Annotated in this window: 21 protein-coding genes and 1 tRNA gene; 9 read left to right on the forward strand and 13 right to left on the reverse strand. The window is 73.1% G+C overall.

All coding sequences use genetic code 11. The annotated features are described in order from the left end of the window. Positions 1-10 precede the first annotated feature (10 nt). Both RB608_RS10280 and RB608_RS10285 read right to left on the reverse strand, forming a co-directional pair. Positions 11-1,594 carry a hypothetical protein gene (locus tag RB608_RS10280; protein ID WP_308087769.1) on the reverse strand — a complete coding sequence of 528 codons (1,584 nt, stop codon included), beginning with the start codon at positions 1,592-1,594 and terminating at the stop codon, positions 11-13. Positions 1,595-1,607: 13 nt separating this feature from the next. Then, a complete protein-coding gene (locus RB608_RS10285; protein WP_308087771.1) occupies positions 1,608-2,825 on the reverse strand; it encodes a caspase family protein in 1,218 nt (405 codons plus the stop codon). Positions 2,826-2,961: 136 nt separating this feature from the next. On the opposite strand from RB608_RS10285, the gene RB608_RS10290 reads away from it, so the two are divergent. The 5 genes from RB608_RS10290 (at position 2,962) to RB608_RS10310 (ending at position 8,895) form a co-directional block, all read left to right on the forward strand. Next, positions 2,962-3,837 carry a hypothetical protein gene (locus RB608_RS10290; protein ID WP_308087772.1) on the forward strand — a complete coding sequence of 292 codons (876 nt, stop codon included), beginning with the start codon at positions 2,962-2,964 and terminating at the stop codon, positions 3,835-3,837. A 76-nt stretch (positions 3,838-3,913) separates the two neighbouring features. Beyond that, positions 3,914-5,764: a ThiF family adenylyltransferase gene (locus RB608_RS10295; protein WP_308087773.1), complete on the forward strand. Its 1,851-nt coding sequence runs from the start codon at positions 3,914-3,916 to the stop codon at positions 5,762-5,764. A 19-nt stretch (positions 5,765-5,783) separates the two neighbouring features. Continuing rightward, positions 5,784-6,512: a hypothetical protein gene (locus tag RB608_RS10300; RefSeq protein WP_308087774.1), complete on the forward strand. Its 729-nt coding sequence runs from the start codon at positions 5,784-5,786 to the stop codon at positions 6,510-6,512. A 12-nt stretch (positions 6,513-6,524) separates the two neighbouring features. After that, a complete protein-coding gene (locus tag RB608_RS10305; protein WP_308087775.1) occupies positions 6,525-7,274 on the forward strand; it encodes a hypothetical protein in 750 nt (249 codons plus the stop codon). Positions 7,275-7,365: 91 nt separating this feature from the next. After that, positions 7,366-8,895: a DUF4407 domain-containing protein gene (locus RB608_RS10310; RefSeq protein WP_308087776.1), complete on the forward strand. Its 1,530-nt coding sequence runs from the start codon at positions 7,366-7,368 to the stop codon at positions 8,893-8,895. A 119-nt stretch (positions 8,896-9,014) separates the two neighbouring features. Here the strand turns inward: RB608_RS10310 and RB608_RS10315 are convergent, their stop codons facing one another. The 8 genes from RB608_RS10315 to RB608_RS10350 all read right to left on the reverse strand — a co-directional run bounded on the left by RB608_RS10315 (position 9,015) and on the right by RB608_RS10350 (position 15,391). Beyond that, positions 9,015-9,827 carry a siderophore-interacting protein gene (locus RB608_RS10315; RefSeq protein WP_308087777.1) on the reverse strand — a complete coding sequence of 271 codons (813 nt, stop codon included), beginning with the start codon at positions 9,825-9,827 and terminating at the stop codon, positions 9,015-9,017. A 240-nt stretch (positions 9,828-10,067) separates the two neighbouring features. Beyond that, positions 10,068-11,195 (reverse strand): HAMP domain-containing sensor histidine kinase, encoded by a 1,128-nt coding sequence (locus RB608_RS10320; protein WP_308087779.1) that lies wholly within the window; start codon positions 11,193-11,195, stop codon positions 10,068-10,070. Then, positions 11,192-11,881, reverse strand: coding sequence for a response regulator transcription factor (locus tag RB608_RS10325; protein WP_308087781.1), 690 nt, complete (start codon positions 11,879-11,881; stop codon positions 11,192-11,194). Before RB608_RS10325 ends, RB608_RS10320 begins: the two co-directional genes overlap by 4 nt. Beyond that, a complete protein-coding gene (locus tag RB608_RS10330; RefSeq protein WP_308087782.1) occupies positions 11,856-12,296 on the reverse strand; it encodes a hypothetical protein in 441 nt (146 codons plus the stop codon). Before RB608_RS10330 ends, RB608_RS10325 begins: the two co-directional genes overlap by 26 nt. Then, on the reverse strand, positions 12,293-13,447 hold the full coding sequence (locus RB608_RS10335; protein WP_308087783.1) for a molybdopterin-dependent oxidoreductase: 1,155 nt from the start codon (positions 13,445-13,447) through the stop codon (positions 12,293-12,295). Before RB608_RS10335 ends, RB608_RS10330 begins: the two co-directional genes overlap by 4 nt. After that, on the reverse strand, positions 13,444-14,085 hold the full coding sequence (locus RB608_RS10340) for a methyltransferase domain-containing protein (RefSeq protein WP_308087784.1): 642 nt from the start codon (positions 14,083-14,085) through the stop codon (positions 13,444-13,446). The genes RB608_RS10335 and RB608_RS10340 overlap by 4 nt, the downstream gene beginning before the upstream one ends. Then, complete coding sequence (locus RB608_RS10345; protein ID WP_308087785.1) at positions 14,082-14,723, reverse strand: TIGR04282 family arsenosugar biosynthesis glycosyltransferase; 642 nt, start codon at positions 14,721-14,723, stop codon at positions 14,082-14,084. Before RB608_RS10345 ends, RB608_RS10340 begins: the two co-directional genes overlap by 4 nt. Further along, a complete protein-coding gene (locus RB608_RS10350; RefSeq protein ID WP_308087786.1) occupies positions 14,720-15,391 on the reverse strand; it encodes a glycosyltransferase family 2 protein in 672 nt (223 codons plus the stop codon). The genes RB608_RS10345 and RB608_RS10350 overlap by 4 nt, the downstream gene beginning before the upstream one ends. A 102-nt stretch (positions 15,392-15,493) precedes the next feature. Between RB608_RS10350 and RB608_RS10355 the strand changes: the two genes are divergently transcribed. Then, positions 15,494-16,825 (forward strand): hypothetical protein, encoded by a 1,332-nt coding sequence (locus tag RB608_RS10355; protein ID WP_308087788.1) that lies wholly within the window; start codon positions 15,494-15,496, stop codon positions 16,823-16,825. Between the two features lie 5 nt (positions 16,826-16,830). On the opposite strand, the gene RB608_RS10360 is transcribed toward RB608_RS10355, so the two are convergent. The 3 genes from RB608_RS10360 to RB608_RS10370 all read right to left on the reverse strand — a co-directional run bounded on the left by RB608_RS10360 (position 16,831) and on the right by RB608_RS10370 (position 18,996). Then, a complete protein-coding gene (locus RB608_RS10360; RefSeq protein ID WP_308087851.1) occupies positions 16,831-17,874 on the reverse strand; it encodes an NAD-dependent epimerase/dehydratase family protein in 1,044 nt (347 codons plus the stop codon). A gap of 2 nt (positions 17,875-17,876) precedes the next feature. Continuing rightward, positions 17,877-18,662 carry an S-methyl-5'-thioadenosine phosphorylase gene (locus RB608_RS10365; protein WP_308087789.1) on the reverse strand — a complete coding sequence of 262 codons (786 nt, stop codon included), beginning with the start codon at positions 18,660-18,662 and terminating at the stop codon, positions 17,877-17,879. 250 nt (positions 18,663-18,912) lie between these two features. Beyond that, positions 18,913-18,996 (reverse strand) — tRNA-Leu (locus tag RB608_RS10370). 191 nt (positions 18,997-19,187) lie between these two features. On the opposite strand from RB608_RS10370, the gene RB608_RS10375 reads away from it, so the two are divergent. Genes RB608_RS10375 through RB608_RS10385 form a run of 3 tightly spaced genes read left to right on the forward strand, consistent with a single transcriptional unit; the run spans position 19,188 to position 21,963 of the window. Next, complete coding sequence (locus RB608_RS10375; protein WP_308087791.1) at positions 19,188-19,925, forward strand: DUF3662 and FHA domain-containing protein; 738 nt, start codon at positions 19,188-19,190, stop codon at positions 19,923-19,925. Then, complete coding sequence (locus RB608_RS10380; RefSeq protein ID WP_308087793.1) at positions 19,918-20,382, forward strand: FHA domain-containing protein; 465 nt, start codon at positions 19,918-19,920, stop codon at positions 20,380-20,382. Before RB608_RS10375 ends, RB608_RS10380 begins: the two co-directional genes overlap by 8 nt. Then, positions 20,383-21,963 carry a protein phosphatase 2C domain-containing protein gene (locus RB608_RS10385; protein WP_308087795.1) on the forward strand — a complete coding sequence of 527 codons (1,581 nt, stop codon included), beginning with the start codon at positions 20,383-20,385 and terminating at the stop codon, positions 21,961-21,963. The last annotated feature ends 11 nt before the right edge of the window (positions 21,964-21,974 follow it).

Raw genomic sequence — 21,974 nt, forward strand, 5'->3', positions numbered from 1 at the left:
CGATCCCGGCTCACCGCGGGCGGTGGTGCTTCCAGAAGTCCTCCGCCTCGGCGTAGTCCAGATCGAGACTCGCCCGGGCGTTCCAGGCCTGCCACTGCTCCCGGTGCTCGGCGCTCCCCCACGCGTCGGAGTTCATGAACGGCGCCAGCTCATGGACCCCGACGCCCGCGGCGTCGAGGGCGATGATGAGATCCTCCAGCGTCAGCGGGTCGTTTCCACCGGTCGCGTCGTCGACGGCGGCCGTCTCGCCGACATCGCGGGCCGATCCGGCGCCCTCTGCCGCCCAGGGCTTCTTGTAGATGTTGCGCACCGTCGTCAGGCTCATCTCGGTGAGCACCCTCCAGGCCTCCGCCGCGGTGTCGATCGGGCTGAACCCCACCTCGCGGGTGTGCACCCGCCGCCAGAGATAGCTCATGTACCAGGCCTGGGGGTTGGTGATGTTCTCCAAGGCCTGGAGCGGGAACGACGCGTTGCTCTCGAACGCGTTGGTCTTCGTCCGCCAGCGTTCGATCTTCCGCATCACCTTGAGCGTGCCGACGGTCCGCTCCGGCTCGGGCGCGGGTGTGCCCCCCAGCTGTCGGGTGCTGGACGCGAAGGCCGCGCGGGCGATCTCGTCGACGTACTCCTCCTGGATCCGCGCGCCCAGGGCGATCACCGCGCGGCCGGCCACGCTGCTCAGCCCCAGGTGCGAGGTGGCCCGCACGATCTCCCACTCCACGAAGTCCGTCAGGGGCGGCATCGTGGAGCGTTCCAGGATGTCGAAGTCCAGGGCGGGCGCGAGCCGGTCGGCGATGCTCCCGTCGAGCCTGGGCACCGGCCGCAACCGGTTCGGCTCCGGCTGCGGGCGCACCGGGGGCAGCGGCGGCTGCTCGGCTGCGGTGAGGTGGCTGCGCCGGGCCAGGAAGTGCCACAGGTCGACCTGACCGTCGAGCGTCTCCTGCCAGTGGGCGTCGGTGGGCTTGTTCAAGAACCCGTCGAGAGCCTTGCCCGCGATCGCCAGCTCGGCCTCCCAGCCCGCGGGCGGGGGAGTGGGCATGCCCGCCCGACGCAGGCGGTCGGCGACGTCGCTCGCCCGCGCGTCGTCGCGCAGGTAGCTCCGCGCGGCGCTCGGCGACGGGTTCCCGCTGGTGAGGAGGAACGGCTCCACCAGTTCGTCGATCTCGTCGTCATCGAGGACGGCACCGACCTCCACCTTCGCCAGGATGATGGCGAGCAGGCCGTCGCGCAGCGAGGAAACCCCCAGCTGCCGGGCGCTGACCCGACGTTCGAGCCTCGGCAGCACCGAGCCGATGGTCGACAACCACCCGGCGGATCCGGCGATCGCGGCGGCGATCGCCTTCTCCTCGTCGCTGGTGATGTCCGCGGCCCGGCCGACGCTCCACTTGCGCAGGGCGTGTCGACCGGGACTCGGCAGCGACTCGGCGTACACGGTCGGGAACGCCCGCTGCTGGACGACCTTGCTCGGCAGGTACATCTGCCGAGCAGAGCCGTCACCAGCGGCCGCGAAGCCCGCCTCGGAGCTGAGGATCGCGACCTCGGGGTGGCGCTCGACGACCGCCGTCCACTCCTCGCGCCACACCGTCCGCAGTTGCATCCCAGACCCGCTCTCAGAGGGAGGGCCCGGCGTCGCCCGCCGAACGTCGCTCGTCGTCCAGTACGTGTTGGTAGAAGTCGCGATAGTAGCGGCCGAGGGGGGTCAACACCGCCCAACGGCTCTGCCCGTCGCCGGGCTCCTTGCAGCACAGGTCCCAGAAGTTCCGGCCGTCCTCGGTGCTCAGCAGGTGGGAGTCCCGGTACCGCTTGTAGTGATCCAGGTCCGCCTGCGCCCGGCTGCCACCGAAGTCCTTGTACGTCGACGGACCTGCCGACGGCGCCCGCTCGACCACTCCGCTGTCCAGGTCGTCGTCCCACACGTATCCGTCGGGAACCTCCGTGGGCAGGAAGCCCTCGTGGTGCCAGGTCAGCTCCACGCCGCGTTCGTTGGCCGATCCCCTCGGGAAGAAGACCGGCAGCTTGCGGAGCAGCTCCTCGCTCACGTGCGGCACGGCCCGGGTCAGGAGCGGGGTGCGGTCGCCCACGCTCGACTTGAAGGTCGGGTACTGGTCCGGGTCGTGGAGCGCGGTGCTGACCTGGGAGTAGAGGCTCAACGGCGTCACCTCGCCGACGATGTTGGCCGCGGCCCCTCGGAGACCACCCAGCAGTGCCTCGGTGAACCGGCCGTGCTCGGCTCCCTCCTTCGCCTGCTGATCGGCGCTGGACGCCGACAGCATGGTGCAGTTCCGCGGCAGGATGGCTTGCTGGGTGAGCACGAAGGGATCCGGGTTGCGGCGTTCGCCGAGGGCACCGCTGAAGCAGCAGTCGAGGATCAGCGTCACGGTGCGGGCACCGGCATCGAGCACATTGGTGGCCCAGGTCATCAGTTCGACGAACGCCACCGCTTCGCCGTCGGGCCCCAGGAGATAGGTGCCCATCACCGTACCCCTGGCGTGACCGGAGAAGTAGACCAACAGGTCCGATCCCGCGACGGGGTTCGTGGCGCCGCTGAAGAAGTCCATCAGCTGGCGCTTCAGGCCGGCGGCGGAGAACGCCGCGCCCGCGCGATTCTGGTCGGACCACAAGGTGACGTCCCAGCCGATCGCTCCCTCGTCGTACCAGGCCATGCCTCGCACGTCGGCCGGGGTGTGCGGGCCGATCGGGACCGGTGCGAGGACCTCCGCCATCCGTACGGCGTCGTTGACCGCCGACCTGAGTGGCGCGGCAACGCCCGCCTGGTACGCATTGACGCCTGCCACGAAGGCGTACCGGCCCGTCGAACCGTCCGACAATGCGCTCTCCTGTGTCCCCGCCCGAGTCGACGTGCCCCTGGATCGGTCGCGATCCTAGCGCCGGGCGACGGAGTCGTCAGATGGTTGCCGGGATCGGTGACGGGAGTGACCAGCTCACTCTTCCTGGAGGTTCCCGATGGGCCAGCACGCCGACCACCGCACCGCTTCCCCGACCCGCGACGACCGCCTGTCGCACCGCGCCGTCATCACGCTGGAGGAGGTGATCGACCCCGCGACCGGGGACGTGATCTTCGTCGACCCCGACGCCGAAGCCCGTGCCGAGGCCCGGGTGCCCGCCACCCGGACCGCGGCGTCCTTGGCGATGACCGAGGACGGGCTGGTCGAGGAGGGTCGCCCCGCCCAGGCCGTCCAGTTGCCGAACGAGCGATTCTCGGGCGACGAGCCGATCGACTGGGCGGCCGCCGAGGCACACCAGGCCGGCGGCCAGGTCGTGTCGATGGTCGACGGACAGATCGTGTTCGGCGAGCCGGGCAACTCGGCTCAGCAGGTGTCGCTGCCGACCGACAGGTTCGCCGCCGCTCCCGCGCTTCAGGCCGAGAGCGCGGAGGTGCTCCAGCTGGCGCGCGCCGGCGGCAGCACGGTGATCAAGATGATCAAGCACACCTCACAGATCCCGAACTGGCCGTCGGCGTCACCGACCGGATGGGTCTACACCACCACGCCCACCTCGCACGGCGACGAGCTGACGGTGCTGCTGTCCTACAACCCGAGCACCAGCCTCTACCACGCGCGGTTCTGGCGCTTCGACGTCCGCGGGCCGGCCGGGCAGGTCGGCTCGGTCGACCTGCCGAAGTATCTCGACTCGCACCCGAACCTGACCGCGCACGGCACTCACCTCTACCCCGACGGCCGCGGCGGGGCGGTGCTGTGTCTGTCGACCAACACCACGGGCGGGCTGCCCACGCTGACCAGGGCCGTGCTGCAGGCGGCCAAGTGGGCCGACGGCATGGGCGAGGTGGTCCGCGGCCGGAGGTTCCCCTACAAGGAGTGACGACGTGAGCCGGTACGCCGACCCGCTCCTGTCCCAGCCCCCGCATCTCCACTCCGAACCACGAACGAGGACCACGATGAAGCACCAGCAGGCCCCCCGCCCGACCGGCTCCCGCACCACCGCGCCCACCACCCCCGCCTCGGTGGCGCCCTGGCAGATCACCGACGACGCCCTGGCGACCTTGGACCGGGAGCTCGCCACCCCCGCCCCCGAGCGCGGTGCCGCGCTCCTCGCCCCGGCCGACAGCCGGATGGTCGTGGAGGTGATCGTCGACCCGGTCCCCGGCGAATCCGCCAGCTACTGGCACTCCCCTCGGCTGGAAGCCCTGCTGAACGACCGGCTCGCCCGGCAGCCGCTGCTGCGCTACGTCGGCACCGCCCACTCCCACCCGCGGCAGATGGCCTGGCCGAGCGCGCCCGACCACCTCGCGTTCGACGCCTCGCTGCGGGCCGCCGGCATCGATGCCGGGCTGTTCCCGATCGTGGTGTCGAGCGCGCCCCAGGAGCTGCGGATCCCGTCCGAGTACGGCGTCGATCACCTGGTTCCCGTCGCCCACGGCACCGTCGCGCCGTACAGCTGGCACGGCGGTCGAGGCCTGGCCCCCGCACGAGTGGCGGTGATGCCGCTGCGCGGATCGATCGAGGGTGCGACCGCCCTGCTGCGCGAGGAGATGGAGCTCCGGATGGAGCCGGCGGTCCCCGTTGCCGGCGTCGGCACGACCTGGCTGCTGGTGGCGCTCCGGGGTGAGCCCACCACGGCCTGCCCCGTGCGGACCCCGGTGAGCGTGGACCTGCTGGTGCCGCAGTCGTATCCGGAGTCGGCACCGCTGATCCGCGTGGGGGGCGGCGGGTTCGCGGCACCGGCGTGGAACCTGGCGACGGACCTGAGCACCCGGCTGGCCGACGCCATCCGCTCGGCGGTGACCTGCGCCGGGGACACCGGCGCCACCTCCGTCGCGATCGACGCCCGGTCGGGCATCGCGGCGCGGCTGGGTCACCACATCCCGTCGGGGTCGGCGACGGTGAGCAAGCGGGTGGCGATCCTCGGCTGCGGGTCGGTCGGCTCCTGCATCGCCGAGCTGCTGGTGCGCGGCGGGGTCGAGGAGTTCGTCCTGGTCGACCCCGACGACGTCAGCACGGCCAACCTCTCGCGTGGCATCTACGTCGCCGGCGACGTCGGCCGTCCCAAGGTGGAGGCACTCGCCGCTCGGCTCACGGCGATCGCCCCCCACGTGGCGACCGTCGGCCACCACGCCGGCCTCGGCGACGACGCCGCCACCGCGCTGGCCGGCGTCGACCTGGCGGTGCTGGCCACCGACGACCCCGCCGCCGAGGCGTGGCACTCACACGTCCTCTACGACGCGGGCATCCCCTACGTGTCGACGAAGCTGTTCGCCAAGGCCGACGCCGGGGAGATCGCATTCGTGGTGCCCGACCGGTCCACTGCCTGCCTGGCCTGTGCCACCGGCTTCACCGTCGGCCAGGGCGGCCGCGGAGAGGTCGACTACGGCACCGGCCGCCTCGACGGTGAGCCGGCCCTCGGTGCCGACATCGCCGCGGTGTCGGCCCGCGCCACCAAGGCCGCGCTCGCCGTCCTGCACCGCGACGCACCGGGGCCTTTGGCCGACTGGATCCGACCGCTCCTCGCCGCGGGGCGGACGCTCAACCTGTCGGCGTCGGTCGACGGCTGGGGAGTGTTCCAACAGATCGCGGCGGCGCCGATGGACGGTCCCTTCGCCTCGGTCTGGGTCAAGACGACCCCGCGTCCCGACTGCGCGGTCTGCGGCACGGTCCGCGACACACCCGTCCATCCACTCGCCGGCGCCCAGCTGCCCGCCGACCTCGACACGCTGCTGGACGGCGCATCCGAGCTGGTCGACTCCGACCTCGCCGATGCCGGGATCGGTACCGCAGCCGAGGTCTCCTAGCCAGGAAAGGCACACCGCGATGATTCCGACACTCACCGGCAAGCCCGGGTACCAGCCCGACCGACTGTGGGAGGCCGAGGCGGTCGCCCGCGACGCCGCGCTCCGCAAGCGCGAGCCGAAGCTCCCTCCCTGCACGATCGCGCCCTGGCAGCCCGAGCCGTTGCTGGTGATGGACAAGGGATCGCCGTGGATCCTGCTGCCCTACGACAAGGATCCGCTGCGCACCCGGGACGGCGGCTATCCGTTTCCCCGTGAGGTCAAGCGGACGCTGGCGGCGATCGCGCACAAGGGTGTGGACTTCGACAGCCTGGCCGTCGCCCACGAGCTCGACCCGAAGGGACCGGTGGCGCCGCTCCTGGGGAAGATCCCTCCCGAGGGCGTGCGCTGCGACGAGGCCGCGGCCCGCGAGCTGATCGGCAAGACCCCCGCGGCCGAGGGCCACAAGCGCATGGCCGCCACCCTCAACCGGGCCGGCGACGCGGCGGCGGAGTACGGACCGGCGGCCCTGCTGGGACTCGCGCTGGCTCCGGTCGCCATCGTCGCGGCACCGATCGCACTGCTGGCCGCGGCTGCCAGCGGCATCGACCCGATCGTGTTCGGCGTCCTGCACGTCGAGCCGAAGGCCAAGAGCCGTCCGACCGGTGCCACCCGGGTCGCCGGGCGGCGGGTCGGGCAGCCGGCCGGTGGGGAACCGGTCACCGGGCAGCCGCTGTCGCTCTGGTATCCCCTCGCCGCCTGGCGCTGGTGACGGGATCCGGAGATGACCAACGGCTTCCGCGACAGCGACGATCTCATCGGGTTGCCCCGCGTCGCCGACGTGCCGCCGCCGATGATGGGGGCGACGGCACGCCCGGGCGGCCCGTCGACCGGGCCCCGCCGCGCCTCCGGTGTCCGGGGCACGCGGGCCACCCGTCCGACCGCGGCCACGCGGCCCGGCGTGACCGGCCTGACGGGTCGGGCGGCGATGTCGGCGGTGATCCCGCCCGACGGCGTACGCGCGCCGCGTCGGGCCGTCGCCCCCGACCGGCCGTTGCTCGCGGCGGTCACCGCGACCGCCGGGCGGCGCGGGGCCGAGCCGGTGACGTGGGTGGTCACCGCGCTCGCCTGGCTGATGATGTTCGCCGCGGCGGGGAACGCGTACTTCCTGATGCGGACCGGTGGCTGGATCGGCTCAGGTCTCCCGTTCGCCGACTTCGTCGACTACAGCGGCCCGGTCAACGGGCTCCTCACCTGGGGCGGCCATGTCGGATGGCCGATGGCCTTCTCCCTGCTGGGAGCCGCGGGACTCGCCTGCGCGGCCGGGTTCAGCCGGGGGCTGCGCCAGGTCGGTGGCGTCGCGGGGACGACGATATTCGTGGGCGTGCTCGCCGCCCTGCTGGGCATCACCGGGACCGCGATCGCGGTGGCGATGATCGCGTTCGCGACGGCGCTCGGGATCGCGATCTTCGTCGCGATGACGCTCGTGTTCATCGGGTTGCTGTTCGCGCTGCTGCTCGGAGCGGCGGACTAGTGGCCGACCGTGGGACCCGGGCCCGGCCGCATCCGGGATCGGTGAGGAGGGCGCGGCCAACCGGGGCCGCCCGTCCGACCTGGAGGCACCGATGAGTCCCCTCTACCGCACCTTGATCCGCATCGGCGGCGGCGACGCCGCCGCCCTCGATCTCGTGCCGTCCGCGAGCCGCGCGTTCGCCCAGATCGCCATCACCTTGCTGACCACCGCCGGGCTGGCGACGGTGTCGATGTTCTTCTTCCTCACCGACGCCGTCCACACCCAGGCGGTGGTCGCGGTGCTGCTGGCGCCCCTGTGGGGCCTGGTGATCTTCGCGATGGACCGCACGTTGCTGCTGCTGGGGATGGGCGGCCGCGGGCTCGCCACGACGGCCTCGGTGCTCGGCCGGCTCCTCGCGGCGGCGCTGATCGGGATCGTGGTCTCGACGCCGCTGACGCTTCGGATCTTCGCCTCCGACATCGACGCCCAGATCGTGAAGTCCCAGGCCGAGCAGAGCGAGCTCAACAAGACCTGGCTCGCGGACTCCCAGGAGACCCAGCAGGTCACCGCGCTGCGCCAGGAGGTCGACGACTGGGAGAACATCGCGGCGGGGGTGTTGCCGACGTCGTTCGCGGACCCGAGCTCGTCGGGGCTGGCGCGCGAGCTGGCCGCCGCCAGGGAAGCCCTGGCCGCCGACCAGCATGCCGCCGACCAGGCCGCGATCCTCTACAACTGCGACACCTACGGCGGTGGGCGCGAGCGGCTCGACGACCCGGACAAGTGCGCCCCGAAGCCGGGCTTCAACGGCAACTCCGCGCTCTACAAGGCCCAGGCGGAGGCCACGGCCGAGGTCGTCGCCGACGACCTGGTCGAGATCGACCGCCTCGAGAAGCAGCTCACCGGCGCGAACAGCGGCAAGCTGAAGTCGCTGCGGGCCCAGGCCGGTGACAAGCTGCCCGCACTGCGCGACGAGCTGACCCGGGCCGAGAAGGCTCTCGACGGCTTCGGCTCCGGCCTGGAGTCCGCCAACAACGGCAACACCGGTCTGTTGGCCCAGATCGCGGGCCTGTGGCGCGCCGGCGAGGACAACAAGGCGCTGATGATCGCGCACCTGCTGCTCGCGCTGCTGCTGGTCGTGGTCGAGGTGCTCCCGGTGATGGCCAAGCTGCTGTGGACGTCGAGCCCCGGCGGCAAGGCGTACGAGGAGGCGATGCGCAGCACCGACGATCGCGGCGTCGCGACCGCCCAGGCCCAGCGCGCGGTGTCCCAGCTGGCGGCCGAGACCGACTACGAGGCCGCGCTCCTGGCCAAGGACGCCGAGCTCGACGCCCGCCAGCTCGAGGCCGAGCACGAGCTGGAGCTGCGCCGCGTCGCGAACGAGGCCGACGCCCGGGTCGCGAAGGCCCGCGCCGACGACCTGGCCGCCCGCGGCCTGGCCATCGATGCCGAGTACGGCGCCCGCCGCGAAGCCGAGCTGCGCCGCCGGGCCGAGGCCGAGTTCGACGTGTGGCTCAGTGCGCCCGCGCGCCGTACCGGACCGGGGTTTAGGTTGGTCCCCGCCGCGCCGGTGGCCGGCTTCGCCGGCGACCCGGCCGCCGTCCAGCAGCCGGCCCGGCGGTGGTGGGGACGCCGGGCACGGTGAGCGGGGCCGGCCGCGCGGCCGTCATGGCATGCCTGGATGAGCTGCCGCTGCGTCGTCGTGACCATCGGGCCCCCCATCATCGGCTCGGGCATCGAAGGCGGTGATCGGGCGGAGGCACCTCACCTCGGCATGACGTCGAAGGTCTCGGCAGCGGTGTCGCGCACCCACGCCGCCTTGACCGCGCGCCAGGCCTCGTCGTCCAACCCCCGTCGCCAGTACGGCGAGCAGGAGAGCCGCTCGGGCTCGACGATGCCCTCGCGCAGCAGCACCCGTCGAACCGCCCGCGTCTCGGCCGCCTCGCCATGCACGAACGCGCTCACGACGCCGGCCGGGCGGGGCAGCGCGGCGACGGCCTCGGCGAGGAGGTCGTCCACGTCGTCGCGACCGGCGCGGTGCACCCAGCGGACCTCGAGCTCGCCGGGGGAGCCCAGCTCGACCTCCCCCGCGGCGTCCTCGACCTCGACGACAACGACGACCGGGCGACCGGCGGGGACCGCCTCGGCGCACGCGGCGATGGCCGGCAGGGCACTCTCGTCGCCGACGAAGAGGTAGCTGTCGGCGTCGGCGTGCGGCCGGTAGCTCCCCGCGGGTCCGCGGAGCTGGAGGCGGTGGCCGACCTGGGCGCGGGACGCCCACCGGCCGGCGTACCCGGCATCGCCGTGGGCCGCGATGTCGAGCGTCAGCTCGCGGCGCTCGCCGTCCCAGGCTCGGACCGTGATCCGGCGCGGGAACGGGCGTTGCTCGCGCGGCAGCTCACGCACGGCCTCGCCGTCGAACGGCACGGCGTAGGAGGCGGCGTCGGGAAGGAAGAAGCAGTTGACGTACTGGTCGGCGTCCTCGCCGAGCACGAACTCGTCGAGCCCCGGCCCTCCGAGCACGACCCGGACCAGCTGGGGCGTCAGACGCACGACAGCGACGACCTCTCCGTACATCACTCACTCCTCGTCCACCCACGCCGGCCCGATCGGCCGGCTTAGGTTGACCTTACCTACAGCGTGGGTGGATCACCCCGGCGGCTGGTCGCGCAGTGCCGCCACATAGGCGCGCGGCGTGGTCCCGGTGGCCTGCCTGAAGGCGCGGACGAATGCGCTCGCGGTCTGGTAGCCGACGAGCGTGCGCAGCGCCAGGGGCAGGCCGGCGAGGTCGATGACAACCAGTCGCCGTATCGGCGACTACTGGCCCGGGAGGACCACGAGGAATCGGCAACCGGTCTCGCGCGGGCGGTTCTCCACGACGACGTGGCCGTCGTGAGCCTCGACGATGCCCTTGACGATCGCGAGTCCCAGGCCGCCTCCGCGAGCCGTGCCCTCCGGCGTACGGGAGGGCGTTCCTTGCCAGGCGACGTCGAACACCCGGGCCAGGTCCTCGGTCGGCAGTCCTCCGCAGCCGTCGCTGACGGCGATCTCGACGCGCCCGGCGACGAGGCTCCCGCGCACCTCGACGCTCCTGCCCGGCCGCGTGTGGCGTACGGCATTGACCAGCAGGTTGTCGAGCACGCGAGCGATCCCGGCGGGGTCGGCCGACACCTCCACCCCCTCGTCGACCGCTCCTTCGACGCGGATCCCGTTCGCCTCGGCGATCGGTGTGATCGCGGCCAAGGCTTCGCTGACCAGGTCGGAGAGCAGGACCGGCTCGGGAGCGATGACGAGCGCACCTGCCTGGATCCGGGCGAGCTCGAAGAGGTCGTCGACCATGCCGCTCATCCGGTCGACCTCGGCGCGGATCTGCCGGTGGTAGCGCGCCGGGTCGGTGGTCATGTCGTCCTCGAGCGCCTCGGTCATCACCCGGATCCCGGCCAGCGGCGTACGCAGGTCGTGGGACACCCACGACACCAGCTCCCGGCGCGCCTCCTCCAGCCGCCGCTCCCGGTCCTGGGCCTCGCGGAGGCGTTCCCGGGTGCGGTCGAGCTCGTCGGCCAGCGACCGGAGCTCGGCGGTGCCCGGCGTACCGCCCGCCGACTCGCTCGACGTGGCGTCGAAGGTGCGCAGCTGCGCCCGGAGCGCGTCCGACCAGCGGGCGATGGCAGCGGCGACGACGAGGGCGATGCCCACCGCGCCGAGGGCCGCCACGGAGGACACCACCGACATGACGAGGAGGTCGTGGGCGGAGATGAACATCAGCCGCGCGACCGCCGTGGCACCGAGGTACGCCCCCGCCACCGGGACGACGGCGACCACGGCGAGCTGCCAGCGGATCGAGCGGCGGCGGACCAGCCGCGCGACGGTGAGCCCGACCAGGCCGGCAAGAACGGCGCATGCCGTCGCCACGGCGACGATCGACAGGGCATCCGCGATCCTCATGAGGCCTCCACCGCTGGCTCCCACCGATAGCCCACGCCCCACACCGTCACCAGACGGACCGGCCTGCGCGGATCGGGCTCGACCTTCTCGCGCAGGCGGCGCACGTGCACCGTCACGGTCGACTGGTCTCCCACGCTCCACCCCCACACCTGCTCCAGGAGCTGTTCGCGGGAGTACGCGGTGTCCGTGTGAGAGAGGAGGAACCTCAGCAGGTCGAACTCGCGAACGGTGAGAGCGATCTCCGCACCCCCGCGGGTGACCACGTGCCGCGTGACGTCGACGAGGAGGTCGCCGTCGCAGAGGATCTCGGGCTCACCGGAACGACCGGTCGTCCGGCGCAGGACGGAGTCCACCCGCAGCGCCAGCTCCCTGGGGCTGAACGGCTTGCCCACGTAGTCGTCGGCTCCGAGCTCGAGGCCGTGTACCCGATCGGCCTCACCTCCGAGCGCCGTCAGCATGATGATCGGGATGTCACCGATCGCACGGAGCCGCCGACACACCTCGCGGCCGTCCAGGCCGGGCAGCATCACGTCGAGCACGACGGCATCGACGCCCCCGGAGCGTACGACGCGGAGCGCGTCGAGTCCGTCGCCGGACTCGGCGACGTCATGTCCTCGCGCCCGCAGGTAGGAGCTGACCACCTCACGGACCGGGAGGTGGTCATCGACCACGAGGATCCGTGCCACCGGCGCTCCCTCCTCGCTCTTCTCCTGACAGTATCCGCGACCTCGCGAGGGCGCCCCCCGCCAGGACGATGCCGCTCGCCAGGACGCCCCAGCCGAGCAGGTAGTCACGGCTGAGAAGAGTGGGCATGTCGGGATCGGCACCGAGCCCGACGAACACCGGGACCGCGGCGAGCGAGACCGGACCGAGCAGCACGAGGACGGCGGCCGCCGCCAGGACCGGTCGGCCACTGCCACTGCGCCGCACCAGCCAGCCGAGCATCAGCACGACGGGAACCAGCAGCAGGTCGTGGGCAACCACCGCTGCCCCTGCCCACAGCGCTGTCTGTCCCACCTGGGTGAGGTTCTGGGTGGACAGCAGCAGCCACCCTCCGTAGCCCATCGCGATGGTCCCCACGGCGACCAGTGCCGCCCTCACCGGAGCACCTCGATGCGGGCCAGCCACTTCGTCTGCGTGACACCGGGGCGATTCGGTGCGATGAGCCGCGCGGGAAAGCCGTGGTCGAGGGACAGCGGGACGCCGTTGAGGCCGAGTGCGACGAGCGTGAGCGGATCGGAGGCGAACGGTGCGGGCAGGACGCTGAACCGCCCGGCGCGGCGGCGCTGCAGGGAGTGGAAGGCGACCTCTGCGCCGTCCGGAGCATCCACCAGCCGAAGCAGGTCGCGGAGCCGGACCCCGGTCCAGGTACCGGTGGCGCTCCAGCCCTCGACGCAGGCGATGGGCAGATCGACGGCATGCTGCGGGAAGGCGAGGAGGGCGGCCCGGTCGAGCTCGACCACGCGGTCGCCATGGCGTACCTCGCACACCCATTCCGGATCGCTCGCTGCGGCGAGCACGCCGGCGGCGCGGGCGGTCCGGTTGACGGGGACACCCTGGGGTCCGCCCGAGCGGCGGGCTGACAGGACGGCGAGGCGGTCGATGCTGGGAAGGGTGCCGCCCGCGGTGCTCACCGCCGCCACCGCTGCGGCGAGACCGCTCAGGCGGAGCAGTCCCCTGCGGTCGAGGGGAGAGGACGGCCGACGGTCGTCGTACGAGTCCGACTCGTCGAGGTCGCGCGCGAGAGCGCCGCGGATCACGGGCAGCTTGACCCCGACATGCACGACGAGCGCGCCCATGGCCGTCCAGCCGACGGCGTAGTGGGCACGACGGAAGCTGAACTCCCACGGGTACCACTGGGTCACGTTCACCAAGCCGGTCGTGACCTCGAAGAGCGCGGCCCCCACGAGGAGTGCGATCGATCCACGTTCCAGGGCTGTCAGCAGGCGAGCCCGCACCCCCCGCGACGGACGGTGGAACAGCCGCGGGTAGACGGTCCACAGCTTGACCAGCAGCAGCGGCACGGCAGCGGTGCCGGCCAGCACGTGCACGGCCTGCGTGACCTGGTAGCCCCACACCGGCCGGGTCGGCAGCGGGATCGGCTGGTGGGTCGCCTGCGCGTAGTGGCTGAGCACGCCGGTGACGAAGGCGAGCGCGAAGCAGACACCCAGCCACCGCCCCACGCGAGCGGCCACGCGGACGTCGTGCAGCCGCGAGGTGAAGGTGTCCGGACTCGGGACCCGGGCCCTCATCGCCGGACCCCGAGCACGGCGCACCAGCGACCGTCGTACCGGTCGACGGCGCGCACCGTCAGGTTCGTCCGGTCCGCGAGGGCCGAGAGACCGTCGACGCCCACCCGTCCCCAGGCGAAGTAGGTCGTCGACGCGCACTCACAGGTCAGCTGGACGTCTGCCGAACCGGTCGGCCGGCCCGGCGGCTCCACCTCCACCACGATCCGGCCACCTCGGCCCAGCAGGTCCCGCATCCGCCGCAGCAGAGCCGCGGGATCGCCGCCGATGCCGACATTTCCGTCGGCAAGGAGCACGGTGTCCCACCGCCCCTCACCTGGAACCCGGTCGAAGACGTCACGGCGCAGCGCGGGTCCACCCCGGTGCCGGGTCTGGGTCACGGCCTCGTGGACCACATCGACGCCCAGCACGACGTGCCCCGCGAGCGCCAGCTCCTCGGTCAGCCGCCCGGGCCCGCAGCCCACGTCGATCGTGGCTCCGGCGCAGTGGCGCAGGAACAGGCGATCGACGACATCGGCGCCGCGTGTCCAGTCCTCGACGGGCAGCGGCACGGGCGCCCCCTCCACGGTGCGGACCGTGCAGGCCTCTCCCCGCAGCGCGTGGGCGAAGACCACGTCGAAGGGCATCGTGGAGGCGGTCACGGCAGTGCCCGGCCTGCCGCGCTCGTCAGAAGTCGCGGGTGCGTGGTCGTGACGGCCTGGAGGTCGGCCAGGACGTCGATGTCCCGTAGGACCGGTGCATCCGCGACGCTGAGACCGGCCGCTTCCAGGGCCTCGCGGGTCAGGACGCCGGTGCGGGCGGTCGACATCGGCACGGCCGCCACCGCCGTCGCGTGGGACGGCTCGCGGAGCCCGAGCAGCCACCAGCCACCGTCCTCGGCGGGCCCGAGGACCGCGTCATGTCGCTCGAGTCGCGCCACAGCGTCGAGCAGCAGGCCGGACGTGACCTGGGGCGTGTCCATGCCGACCTGGACGACGGGGCCGGGCAGGGCGGCGAAGGCAGCGGCGATCCGGCCGCCGAGGCTGCCGGCGACCTGGGGCACCACCGACCAGCCCGCGAGGGCCCGCCGGATCCGCAGACCGTCGACAGCGTCCTCGAGGTCGCCGGCCACGGCCAGCCGACACCGCCCGGGGCCGACGGCGCTCGCGCACGCATCGATGGTGTCGAGGAGTGCCACGGACGCGATCCGAGCCGCCGCGTGCTCGCCGATGTCGACGGCGAGCCGGGTCTTCACCCGGCCCGGCACCGGCGCCTTCGCGATGACCACGATCGTCGTCATCGCCTGCTCCTGCGGGTGATGACGAGGACGCGGAGGAAGTCACGCGCCGCACGCACAGTGCCCGCGACCGAGCCCGACACCTTCGAACGGGTGCCGGGCGTTCGCGGGTGGTAGGCCACCTCCCGCTCGACGATCCGCCAACCACCGCTCGCGGCGCGGTGGACGAGCTCGACCGGGTACCCGAAGCGCCGGTCCTCGATCCCGAGGCCGAGAAGATCGGCGCGGCGCGCGACCCGCAGCGGCCCGAGGTCGCGCAGAGCGACGCCGGTACGCCGGCGTACGGTCGCTAGGACCAGCGCGTTCCCGACCCGGGCCGGCCAGGGCGGGCGTACGCCGCCGGCCCGGCGTCCCATCGCGAGGTCGGCCTCACCGTCGCGGACCAGGGCGAGCAGCGGCAGCACGTCCGCGGGATCGAACGAGCCGTCGCCGTCCATGACCGCGACATAGGTCGCGGTGGCGGCCTCCACCCCGGCATGCACGGCCGCGCCGTAGCCAGGCCGCGGCTCGTCCACCACGAGGGCCCCGGCCCGCGCCGCGACCGCCGCCGTCGCGTCGCTCGACCCGTTGTCGACGACCACGACACCGAGCCCGGCGGGAACGCGAGGCAGCAGCACTCGCAGCGCTGCCTCCTCGTCGCGACAGGGAAGGACGAGCTGGCAGTCGAGCACCTCTTCAACCTAGGGAACCGGGGGCCTCGTCATGCCCGCCAATCCTTACGGTCCCGTGACGACGCCCTCCCCCGGGTCGCGGGCGCGCCTAAGGTCGGCGGCATGACGGCGACGGCTCCGACGGATGTCCGGCGGGGCGCCCTGTCCGGCGCCGTCGTCGCGGTCCTGCTGGTCGGGGCGGCCGGGCTGGTGCCCGCCCTCACCGGCTGGGACGTGCGGGAGCGGGCCGACGACATCGTCGGCTTCCCTCCGCTGCACGGCTATCTCGAAACCAAGCTCGGCCCGGGGACGCCGCTGGCCGTCCTCACCGGTGTCATCGTCGTGCTCGTCGGCCCCGGCGTGGCGCACCGGCTCGGCTGGCGTCCGCTGCTCGCCCTGACCTGGGCCACATCGCTGGCCTGGTTGCTCGGACTCGCGCTCGTCGACGGGACGTCCGGGCTCTCGCGCGTGCTCGGCAACCGGCACGAGTACCTGCCCACCGCGCGTGCCGTGACCTCGGTGCCCGACCTGTTGGCGTCGTACGTCGACCACATCCCCTCCACCGCGCCGGACAACTGGCCGACCCATGTCGCCGGACACCCACCCGGGATGCTGCTGTTCTTCGTGCTGCTGGTGCGCCTCGGGCTCGGCGGCGACCTGGCCGCCGGCATCGCCGTCACCGTCGTCGCCGCGACGCTGCCCGCCGCCGTGCTCGTGACCGTGCGCGCGCTCGGTCGGGAGGATCTCGCGCGCCGGACCGCGCCGTACCTGGTGGTCACGCCGGCCGCCGTCTTCCTGGCCGTGTCCGCCGACGCGGTCCTCGCGGCGGTGGTCGCCTGGGGACTCGCAGCCCTGGCGCTGGCGGCACGAGGGCCACTGCGGACAGGTTGGCCCTGGGCGGTCGTGGCGGGCGCGCTGCTGGGGTACGCCGTGCAGATGTCCTACGGCATGCCCCTGGCCGGACTGCTGGCGCTCGCGGTCCTGGCCGCTGCCCGGCGCTGGTGGCCGCTGCCCGTCGCGGCCGTGGCCGCGGTCGCCGTGGCTCTCGTGTTCGCGGCGCTGGGGTTCTCGTGGTGGGAGGCGCTGCCGGTGCTGCGTGAGAGGTACTGGGACGGCATCGCGGCGCAACGGCCCGCTGCGTACTGGCTGTGGGGCGATCTCGCCGCGCTGCTGCTGTCGGGAGGCGTACTGCTCGGGAGCGCCGTCGGCGCCGCCTGGGCGGCGCGCCGGAGTGAGCCGGTCGTCGCCCTGCTCGTCGGGGGCGCGGTCCTGGCCGTCGTGGCCGCCGACGCGACCTTGATGAGCAAGGCCGAGGTCGAGCGGATCTGGCTCCCGTTCGTGCCCTGGCTGACCGTCGGTCTCGCGGTCCTCCCGGCGTCCTGGCACCGCCCGGCGCTCGCCGTGCAGGTGCTCACCGCGCTGGTGCTGCAGCACCTGCTCTACACGACCTGGTGAGCAGGTCAGCCCCGCAGCGGCGCGGTCGCGAAAGCCGGCAGGCCGGCCGTGGGCGCCACCTCGGCGCGGAAGCCCAGCTCGGCCGTGGCCCGCGCCGGTGAGGCGACGACGTGCCTCACGTCCCCCAGGCGGTACTCCCCCGTCACCTCCGGCGCCAGCGGATGCTCGGCGCCACGTGCGACGAGTGCCGCCACCTCGGCCACGGTCACCGGGTGACCGGACGCGACGTTGAAGGCACGGAAGGTGCCGGGAGCCGCGGCCGCGACGGCGGTCGCCGCGAGCAGGTTGGCACGCGCCACGTCGTCCACGTGCACGAAGTCCCGCCGCTGCTGCCCGTCCTCGAACACTCGCGGCGGCTCACCCCTCTCGAGCGAGGACCGGAACATCGCCGCCACCCCGGAGTACGGCGTGTCCCGCGGCATGCCTGCGCCGTAGACGTTGTGGTAGCGCAGCGCGACGACGGCGGCGCCGGTCTGTCGCGCCCAGGCGAGGGAGTAGTGCTCCTGCGCTACCTTGCTGGCGGCGTACGCGTTGCGCGGGGCCAGCGCGGCGTCCTCATCGACCAGGAGCGAGGCGACCGGCCGGGCGCAGTGGGGGCACCGCACGTCGAAGTCACCGATCGCCAGCGCCTCCGGCGTACGGGCCGGCGGCACGAGCCGCCCGTGTTCGGCACACGCGTAGGCGCCCTCGCCGTAGACGACCATCGACGACGCGAGGACGACCCGGTCGACCCCCGCCTCGGTGGCCGCGGCCAGGAGCGCGGCCGTGCCGAGATCGTTGTGGGCGGCGTAGAGCGGAAGATCGGCGGTCGTCACCCCCGCTCCGACGACGGCGGCCTGGTGGCACACGACGTCGGCGCCCTCCATCAGCCCGCGCCAGCCGTCGGCATCCCGGACGTCGACGACATGGGTGCCCTCGTCCGGGGTCGGGTCACGGTGGGCCGTGGGCAGCAGGGCATCGACCCGCACCACCTCGTGACCCACCGCGTCCAGCGCCCGGTCCACCGCGGACCCGATGAAGCCGGCCGAGCCGGTGAGCAGGACGCGCATGCTCAACCCGGCACGTCGTAGGTGAGCTCGATGTCGTCGGCCCAGGCCGAGCAGGCGCAGCCGCCAGGGTCCGGCAGCGAGGTCACCGCGCGGGTCAGCAGCTCGCCGAGTCGGGCGAGGTTGGCGTCGAAGCGAGCGAACACCTCCGCCTGACCGACGCCCTGGCCGGTCTCGACGCCGGCGTCCATGTCGGTCACCAGTGCCAGGGCCGCGTAGCAGAGCCGCATCTCGCGGGCGAGCACCGCCTCGGGATGACCGGTCATGTTGATCAGCGTGCCGCCGGCCGCGGCGTATTGGCGCGACTCCGCCCTCGTCGAGAACCGCGGCCCCTCGACGACCACCATCGTCCCCCCGTCACGCACGCCGGGATCCGCGGCGACGAGTGCCGCGCGCACCCGCCGGCAATACGGGTCGGCGAAGGGCGCGTGGACCGCGCCCGACTCGACGTAGGTCTGCACACGCCCCTGGGTCCGGTCGACGAGCTGGTCGGGCACCACCAGGTCGCCCGGCGCCAGCCGGGAGTCCAGGCCGCCGACGGCGCACGGCGCGAGGACCTGACGGACCCCGAGGTGACGCAGCGCCCAGAGGTTGGCCCGGTAGTTGATCGCGTGCGGCGGGAATCGGTGCCCCCGTCCGTGACGCGGCAGGAAGGCGACCCGACGACCACCGACCGTCCCCACGGTGATCGGAGCCGTCGGATCGCCGTACGGTGTCGGCACCTCGTGCTCCCCACCGTCCGCGACGAACGAGTAGAAGCCGGTGCCACCGATCACCGCCACCTCGGCCACGGGCCGCTCGCCTGAGGATCTCCCCGCCATGCACCTCACCCTGACAGTGGCGGCCACCGCCGACTACGCCGTGGGCGATCCGTCACCGATCGGTAAGAACCCGCCGGCAGCACCCACACCGTCGTCACGGGTCACGACGAGGACGGCGTGAGGGTCGCCGGCGAACGGCTCGCCACCCAGCGCGCGGGCGGATTGAGAACGGACGAGGCCCCGGGTCGAATGACCCGGGGCCTCGTTTCACTTGCACACGTGCGCGAGGGGGGAGTTGAACCCCCACGTCCTTTCGGACACACGGACCTGAACCGTGCGCGTCTGCCTATTCCGCCACTCGCGCGTGAAGCCTGCCAAGGTTATCCCAGCCCGCGACGCTCACCCAAAACGGGGGGTACGCCGGAGGGTCGCCTCGCCGGGGAGCAGGCGAGCGGGGAGCGAAGGTCCCGGGTGGGGCAGGGCCCCACCGATACGATCGTGGGGATCGCCGGCCAGGTGTCCGGCGTGTGAGGCGTGCGGAAGGAGGGCAGCGACGTGGGCGGACTGCAGCGGTTCGAGCAGCGTCTGGAGCAGGCGATCTCCGGCGTCTTCGCGCGCACCTTCCGCAGCGCCGTCCAGCCGGTGGAGGTCGCGGCGGCGCTGCAGCGCGAGCTCGACAACCAGGCACAGGTGCTCTCGCGGCAGCGGCGGCTGGTGCCCAACAGCTTCGTGGTGGAGCTGTCCGACGGCGACCTGGAGCGGCTGGCGCCGTACGACTCGGCGCTGGCGAGCGAGCTGTCGACGCAGCTGAGCGAGCACGCGGAGCTGCAGTCCTACGTCTTCCCCGGCCCGATCCGGATCGTGTTCGAGTCGGCCGACGACCTGGGCACCGGGCGGTTCCGGGTGCGCAGTCACGCCGAGGCGGAGGTGACCGGGCAGAGCCGGCGCGGCGGCAGCCAGCGCACGCGGGCGGTGCTCGAGGTCAACGGCACCGAGCACCCGCTGCAGGCGCCCGGGCTGGTCGTGGGCCGCGGCAGCGAGGCCGACCTGCGGATCAACGACCCCGGCGTGAGCCGGCGGCACGCCGAGTTCCTCATCACCACCCAGCCCGGTACGACGGGCACGGGCCCCGTCCACGTCGAGGTGCACGACATGGGTTCGACCAACGGCATCCGCGTCGACGGGCAGAAGGTCGCGCGGGCGACCCTGCGCGACGGCTCCCGGGTCCAGATCGGCCACACGTCCCTCGTGCTCCGACTGCTCCAGGAGACAAGTCAGGTGGCGGATGTCTGAGCTGACCCTGTTCCTCGTCCGGATCGCCTATCTGGCGATCCTGTGGATCTTCGTGCTCTCCGCGATCTCGGTGATCCGCTCCGACATGTTCGGCGCCCGGGTGCCGGCACCGGCCGCCCCCGGCAAGCAGCCCCGCGCTCCGAAGCCGGCGAGCCCCCGCCGCGGCCAGCCGACCCGGGTCGAGGTGGTCCAGGGCGTCAACACCGGCATCGTGGCCGATCTCGCCCAGGCCCCCGTGCTCATCGGCCGCGGCAACGACGCGGCCATCCGCCTCGACGACGACTACGTCTCCACCCGCCACGCACGGATCGTCGAGTCCGGTGGCCAGTGGTACGTCGAGGACCTCGGCTCCACCAACGGCACCTACCTCGGCAGCCAGCGGCTCACCCAGCCGGTCCCCGTCGGCCTCGGTTCGCAGATCCGCATCGGGAAGACGATCGTGGAGCTGAGGAAGTAGATGACCGACGCCCCGACCACGCCACCGCCGCCGCCCGAGCAGCAGCCCGATCCGCAGCCCGACACCCCACCCGACAGCCCGCCCGACACGCCGACCGACACCCCGCCCGACACCCCGCCCGACACCCCGCCCGACACCCCGCCCGACACCCCGCCCGACACGCCGCCCGACACGCCGACCGACACCGTCGACGTGCGCCTGCGGGCGGCACAGCCCGCCCTCCGGCTGGACGGGTACGCCGTCTCCGACGTGGGCCGGGTGCGCAAGGACAACCAGGACTCCGGCTACTCCGGCCCGTGGCTGCTCGCGGTCTGCGACGGCGTGGGCGGCGCGGCCCGCGGCGACATCGCCTCGGGTACGGCGATCGGCGAGCTCCGCCGGCTCGACGAGCCGCCGGGTCCGGTCGACGTGATCGACCGGGTCAACGACGGACTGCACGAGGCGCACGTGTCGATCGGGGCGCAGGTCGACCAGGACCCCGCCCTCAACGGCACCAGCACGACCGCGACGGTCGCCCTGTTCGACGGGCGGCGACTCGCCGTGGGCCATGTCGGCGACTCGCGGGCCTACCTGCTCCGCGACGGTGAGCTGTCGCAGCTGACCAACGACCACACCTTCGTGCAGAGCCTGATCGACGAGGGCCGGATCACCGAGGCCGAGGCGCGGGTCCACCCGCACCGCAACCTGATCCTCAAGGCCCTCGACGGCCTGCACGACGTGGAGCCCGACCTGTTCGCGCTCGAGCTGATCCCCGGCGACCGGCTGTTCCTGTGCAGCGACGGCGCGTGCGGCGTCCTCGAGGACGACCGGATCACCGCCCTGCTGGTCGACGGCACCCCGGAGTACACCTCGATCGAGCTGGTCCGCGCCAGCCTCGACGCCGGCAGCTCCGACAACGTCACCTGCGTCGTCGCCGACGTCGTCGCCGAGCCGGCCGGACGCGCACCGGCCGAGCCGATGGTGGTCGGCGCGGCGGCCGACCTGAGCCGGCGCCGCACGCGCGCCCTGTTCCGCGGGCACCGCTCCGGCGACACCGGGGAGCTGGAGCCGGTGACCGCCGAGATCCCGGCAGGGATCGGCCACGCCATCCCCGAGGACCCGATCGTCGATCCCGAGGCGCTGCGCTACGCGCCGCAGCCGCCGCCGCGCTACGCGTGGGCCCGTCGCCTGCTGGCGGCGGCGATCGTGCTCGGCATCGGCTGGATCGCGGTCGGCACGGGATACTGGTGGAGCCAGCAGAAGTACTACGTCGGCGAGCAGGACGGCTTCGTGGTGATCTACCGCGGCGTCGACGTACCCGGCCTGTCCCACGTCTACGAGGTCTCCGACCTCGCGGTCGCCGACCTCCAGGAGTCCACCCAGGAGGAGGTCCGCGACGGCGCGATGATCTACAGCACCGTCGAGCGCGCTCGCGACGCGATCACCCGGATCGGCGCCAACGGGCGCCAGTCCGACGATGCCACCACACCCCCCACCCCGACCGACCCCGCCGCGCCGACCACCGTGCCCACCACGGCACCCACCTCCGACTCCGCGTCGCCGTTCGCCCCCCCGACCTCCGCCACGCCGAGCGGCGCCTGAGGGGCGGACGA

Source organism: Nocardioides sp. LHD-245 (assembly GCF_030929495.1).
Lineage (GTDB): Bacteria > Actinomycetota > Actinomycetes > Propionibacteriales > Nocardioidaceae > Nocardioides.

Bases quoted from the DNA above. Each gene is read 5' to 3' on its own strand.
- RB608_RS10355 (WP_308087788.1), top strand. From the start codon at position 15,494: ATGACGGCGACGGCTCCGACGGATGTCCGGCGGGGCGCCCTGTCCGGC.
- RB608_RS10380 (WP_308087793.1), top strand. From the start codon at position 19,918: ATGTCTGAGCTGACCCTGTTCCTCGTCCGGATCGCCTATCTGGCGATC.
- RB608_RS10305 (WP_308087775.1), top strand. From the start codon at position 6,525: ATGACCAACGGCTTCCGCGACAGCGACGATCTCATCGGGTTGCCCCGC.
- RB608_RS10315 (WP_308087777.1), bottom strand. From the start codon at position 9,827: ATGTACGGAGAGGTCGTCGCTGTCGTGCGTCTGACGCCCCAGCTGGTC.
- RB608_RS10295 (WP_308087773.1), top strand. From the start codon at position 3,914: ATGAAGCACCAGCAGGCCCCCCGCCCGACCGGCTCCCGCACCACCGCG.
- RB608_RS10310 (WP_308087776.1), top strand. From the start codon at position 7,366: ATGAGTCCCCTCTACCGCACCTTGATCCGCATCGGCGGCGGCGACGCC.
- RB608_RS10335 (WP_308087783.1), bottom strand. From the start codon at position 13,447: ATGAGGGCCCGGGTCCCGAGTCCGGACACCTTCACCTCGCGGCTGCAC.
- RB608_RS10385 (WP_308087795.1), top strand. From the start codon at position 20,383: ATGACCGACGCCCCGACCACGCCACCGCCGCCGCCCGAGCAGCAGCCC.
- RB608_RS10300 (WP_308087774.1), top strand. From the start codon at position 5,784: ATGATTCCGACACTCACCGGCAAGCCCGGGTACCAGCCCGACCGACTG.
- RB608_RS10320 (WP_308087779.1), bottom strand. From the start codon at position 11,195: ATGAGGATCGCGGATGCCCTGTCGATCGTCGCCGTGGCGACGGCATGC.
- RB608_RS10360 (WP_308087851.1), bottom strand. From the start codon at position 17,874: ATGCGCGTCCTGCTCACCGGCTCGGCCGGCTTCATCGGGTCCGCGGTG.
- RB608_RS10280 (WP_308087769.1), bottom strand. From the start codon at position 1,594: ATGCAACTGCGGACGGTGTGGCGCGAGGAGTGGACGGCGGTCGTCGAG.
- RB608_RS10290 (WP_308087772.1), top strand. From the start codon at position 2,962: ATGGGCCAGCACGCCGACCACCGCACCGCTTCCCCGACCCGCGACGAC.
- RB608_RS10345 (WP_308087785.1), bottom strand. From the start codon at position 14,723: ATGACGACGATCGTGGTCATCGCGAAGGCGCCGGTGCCGGGCCGGGTG.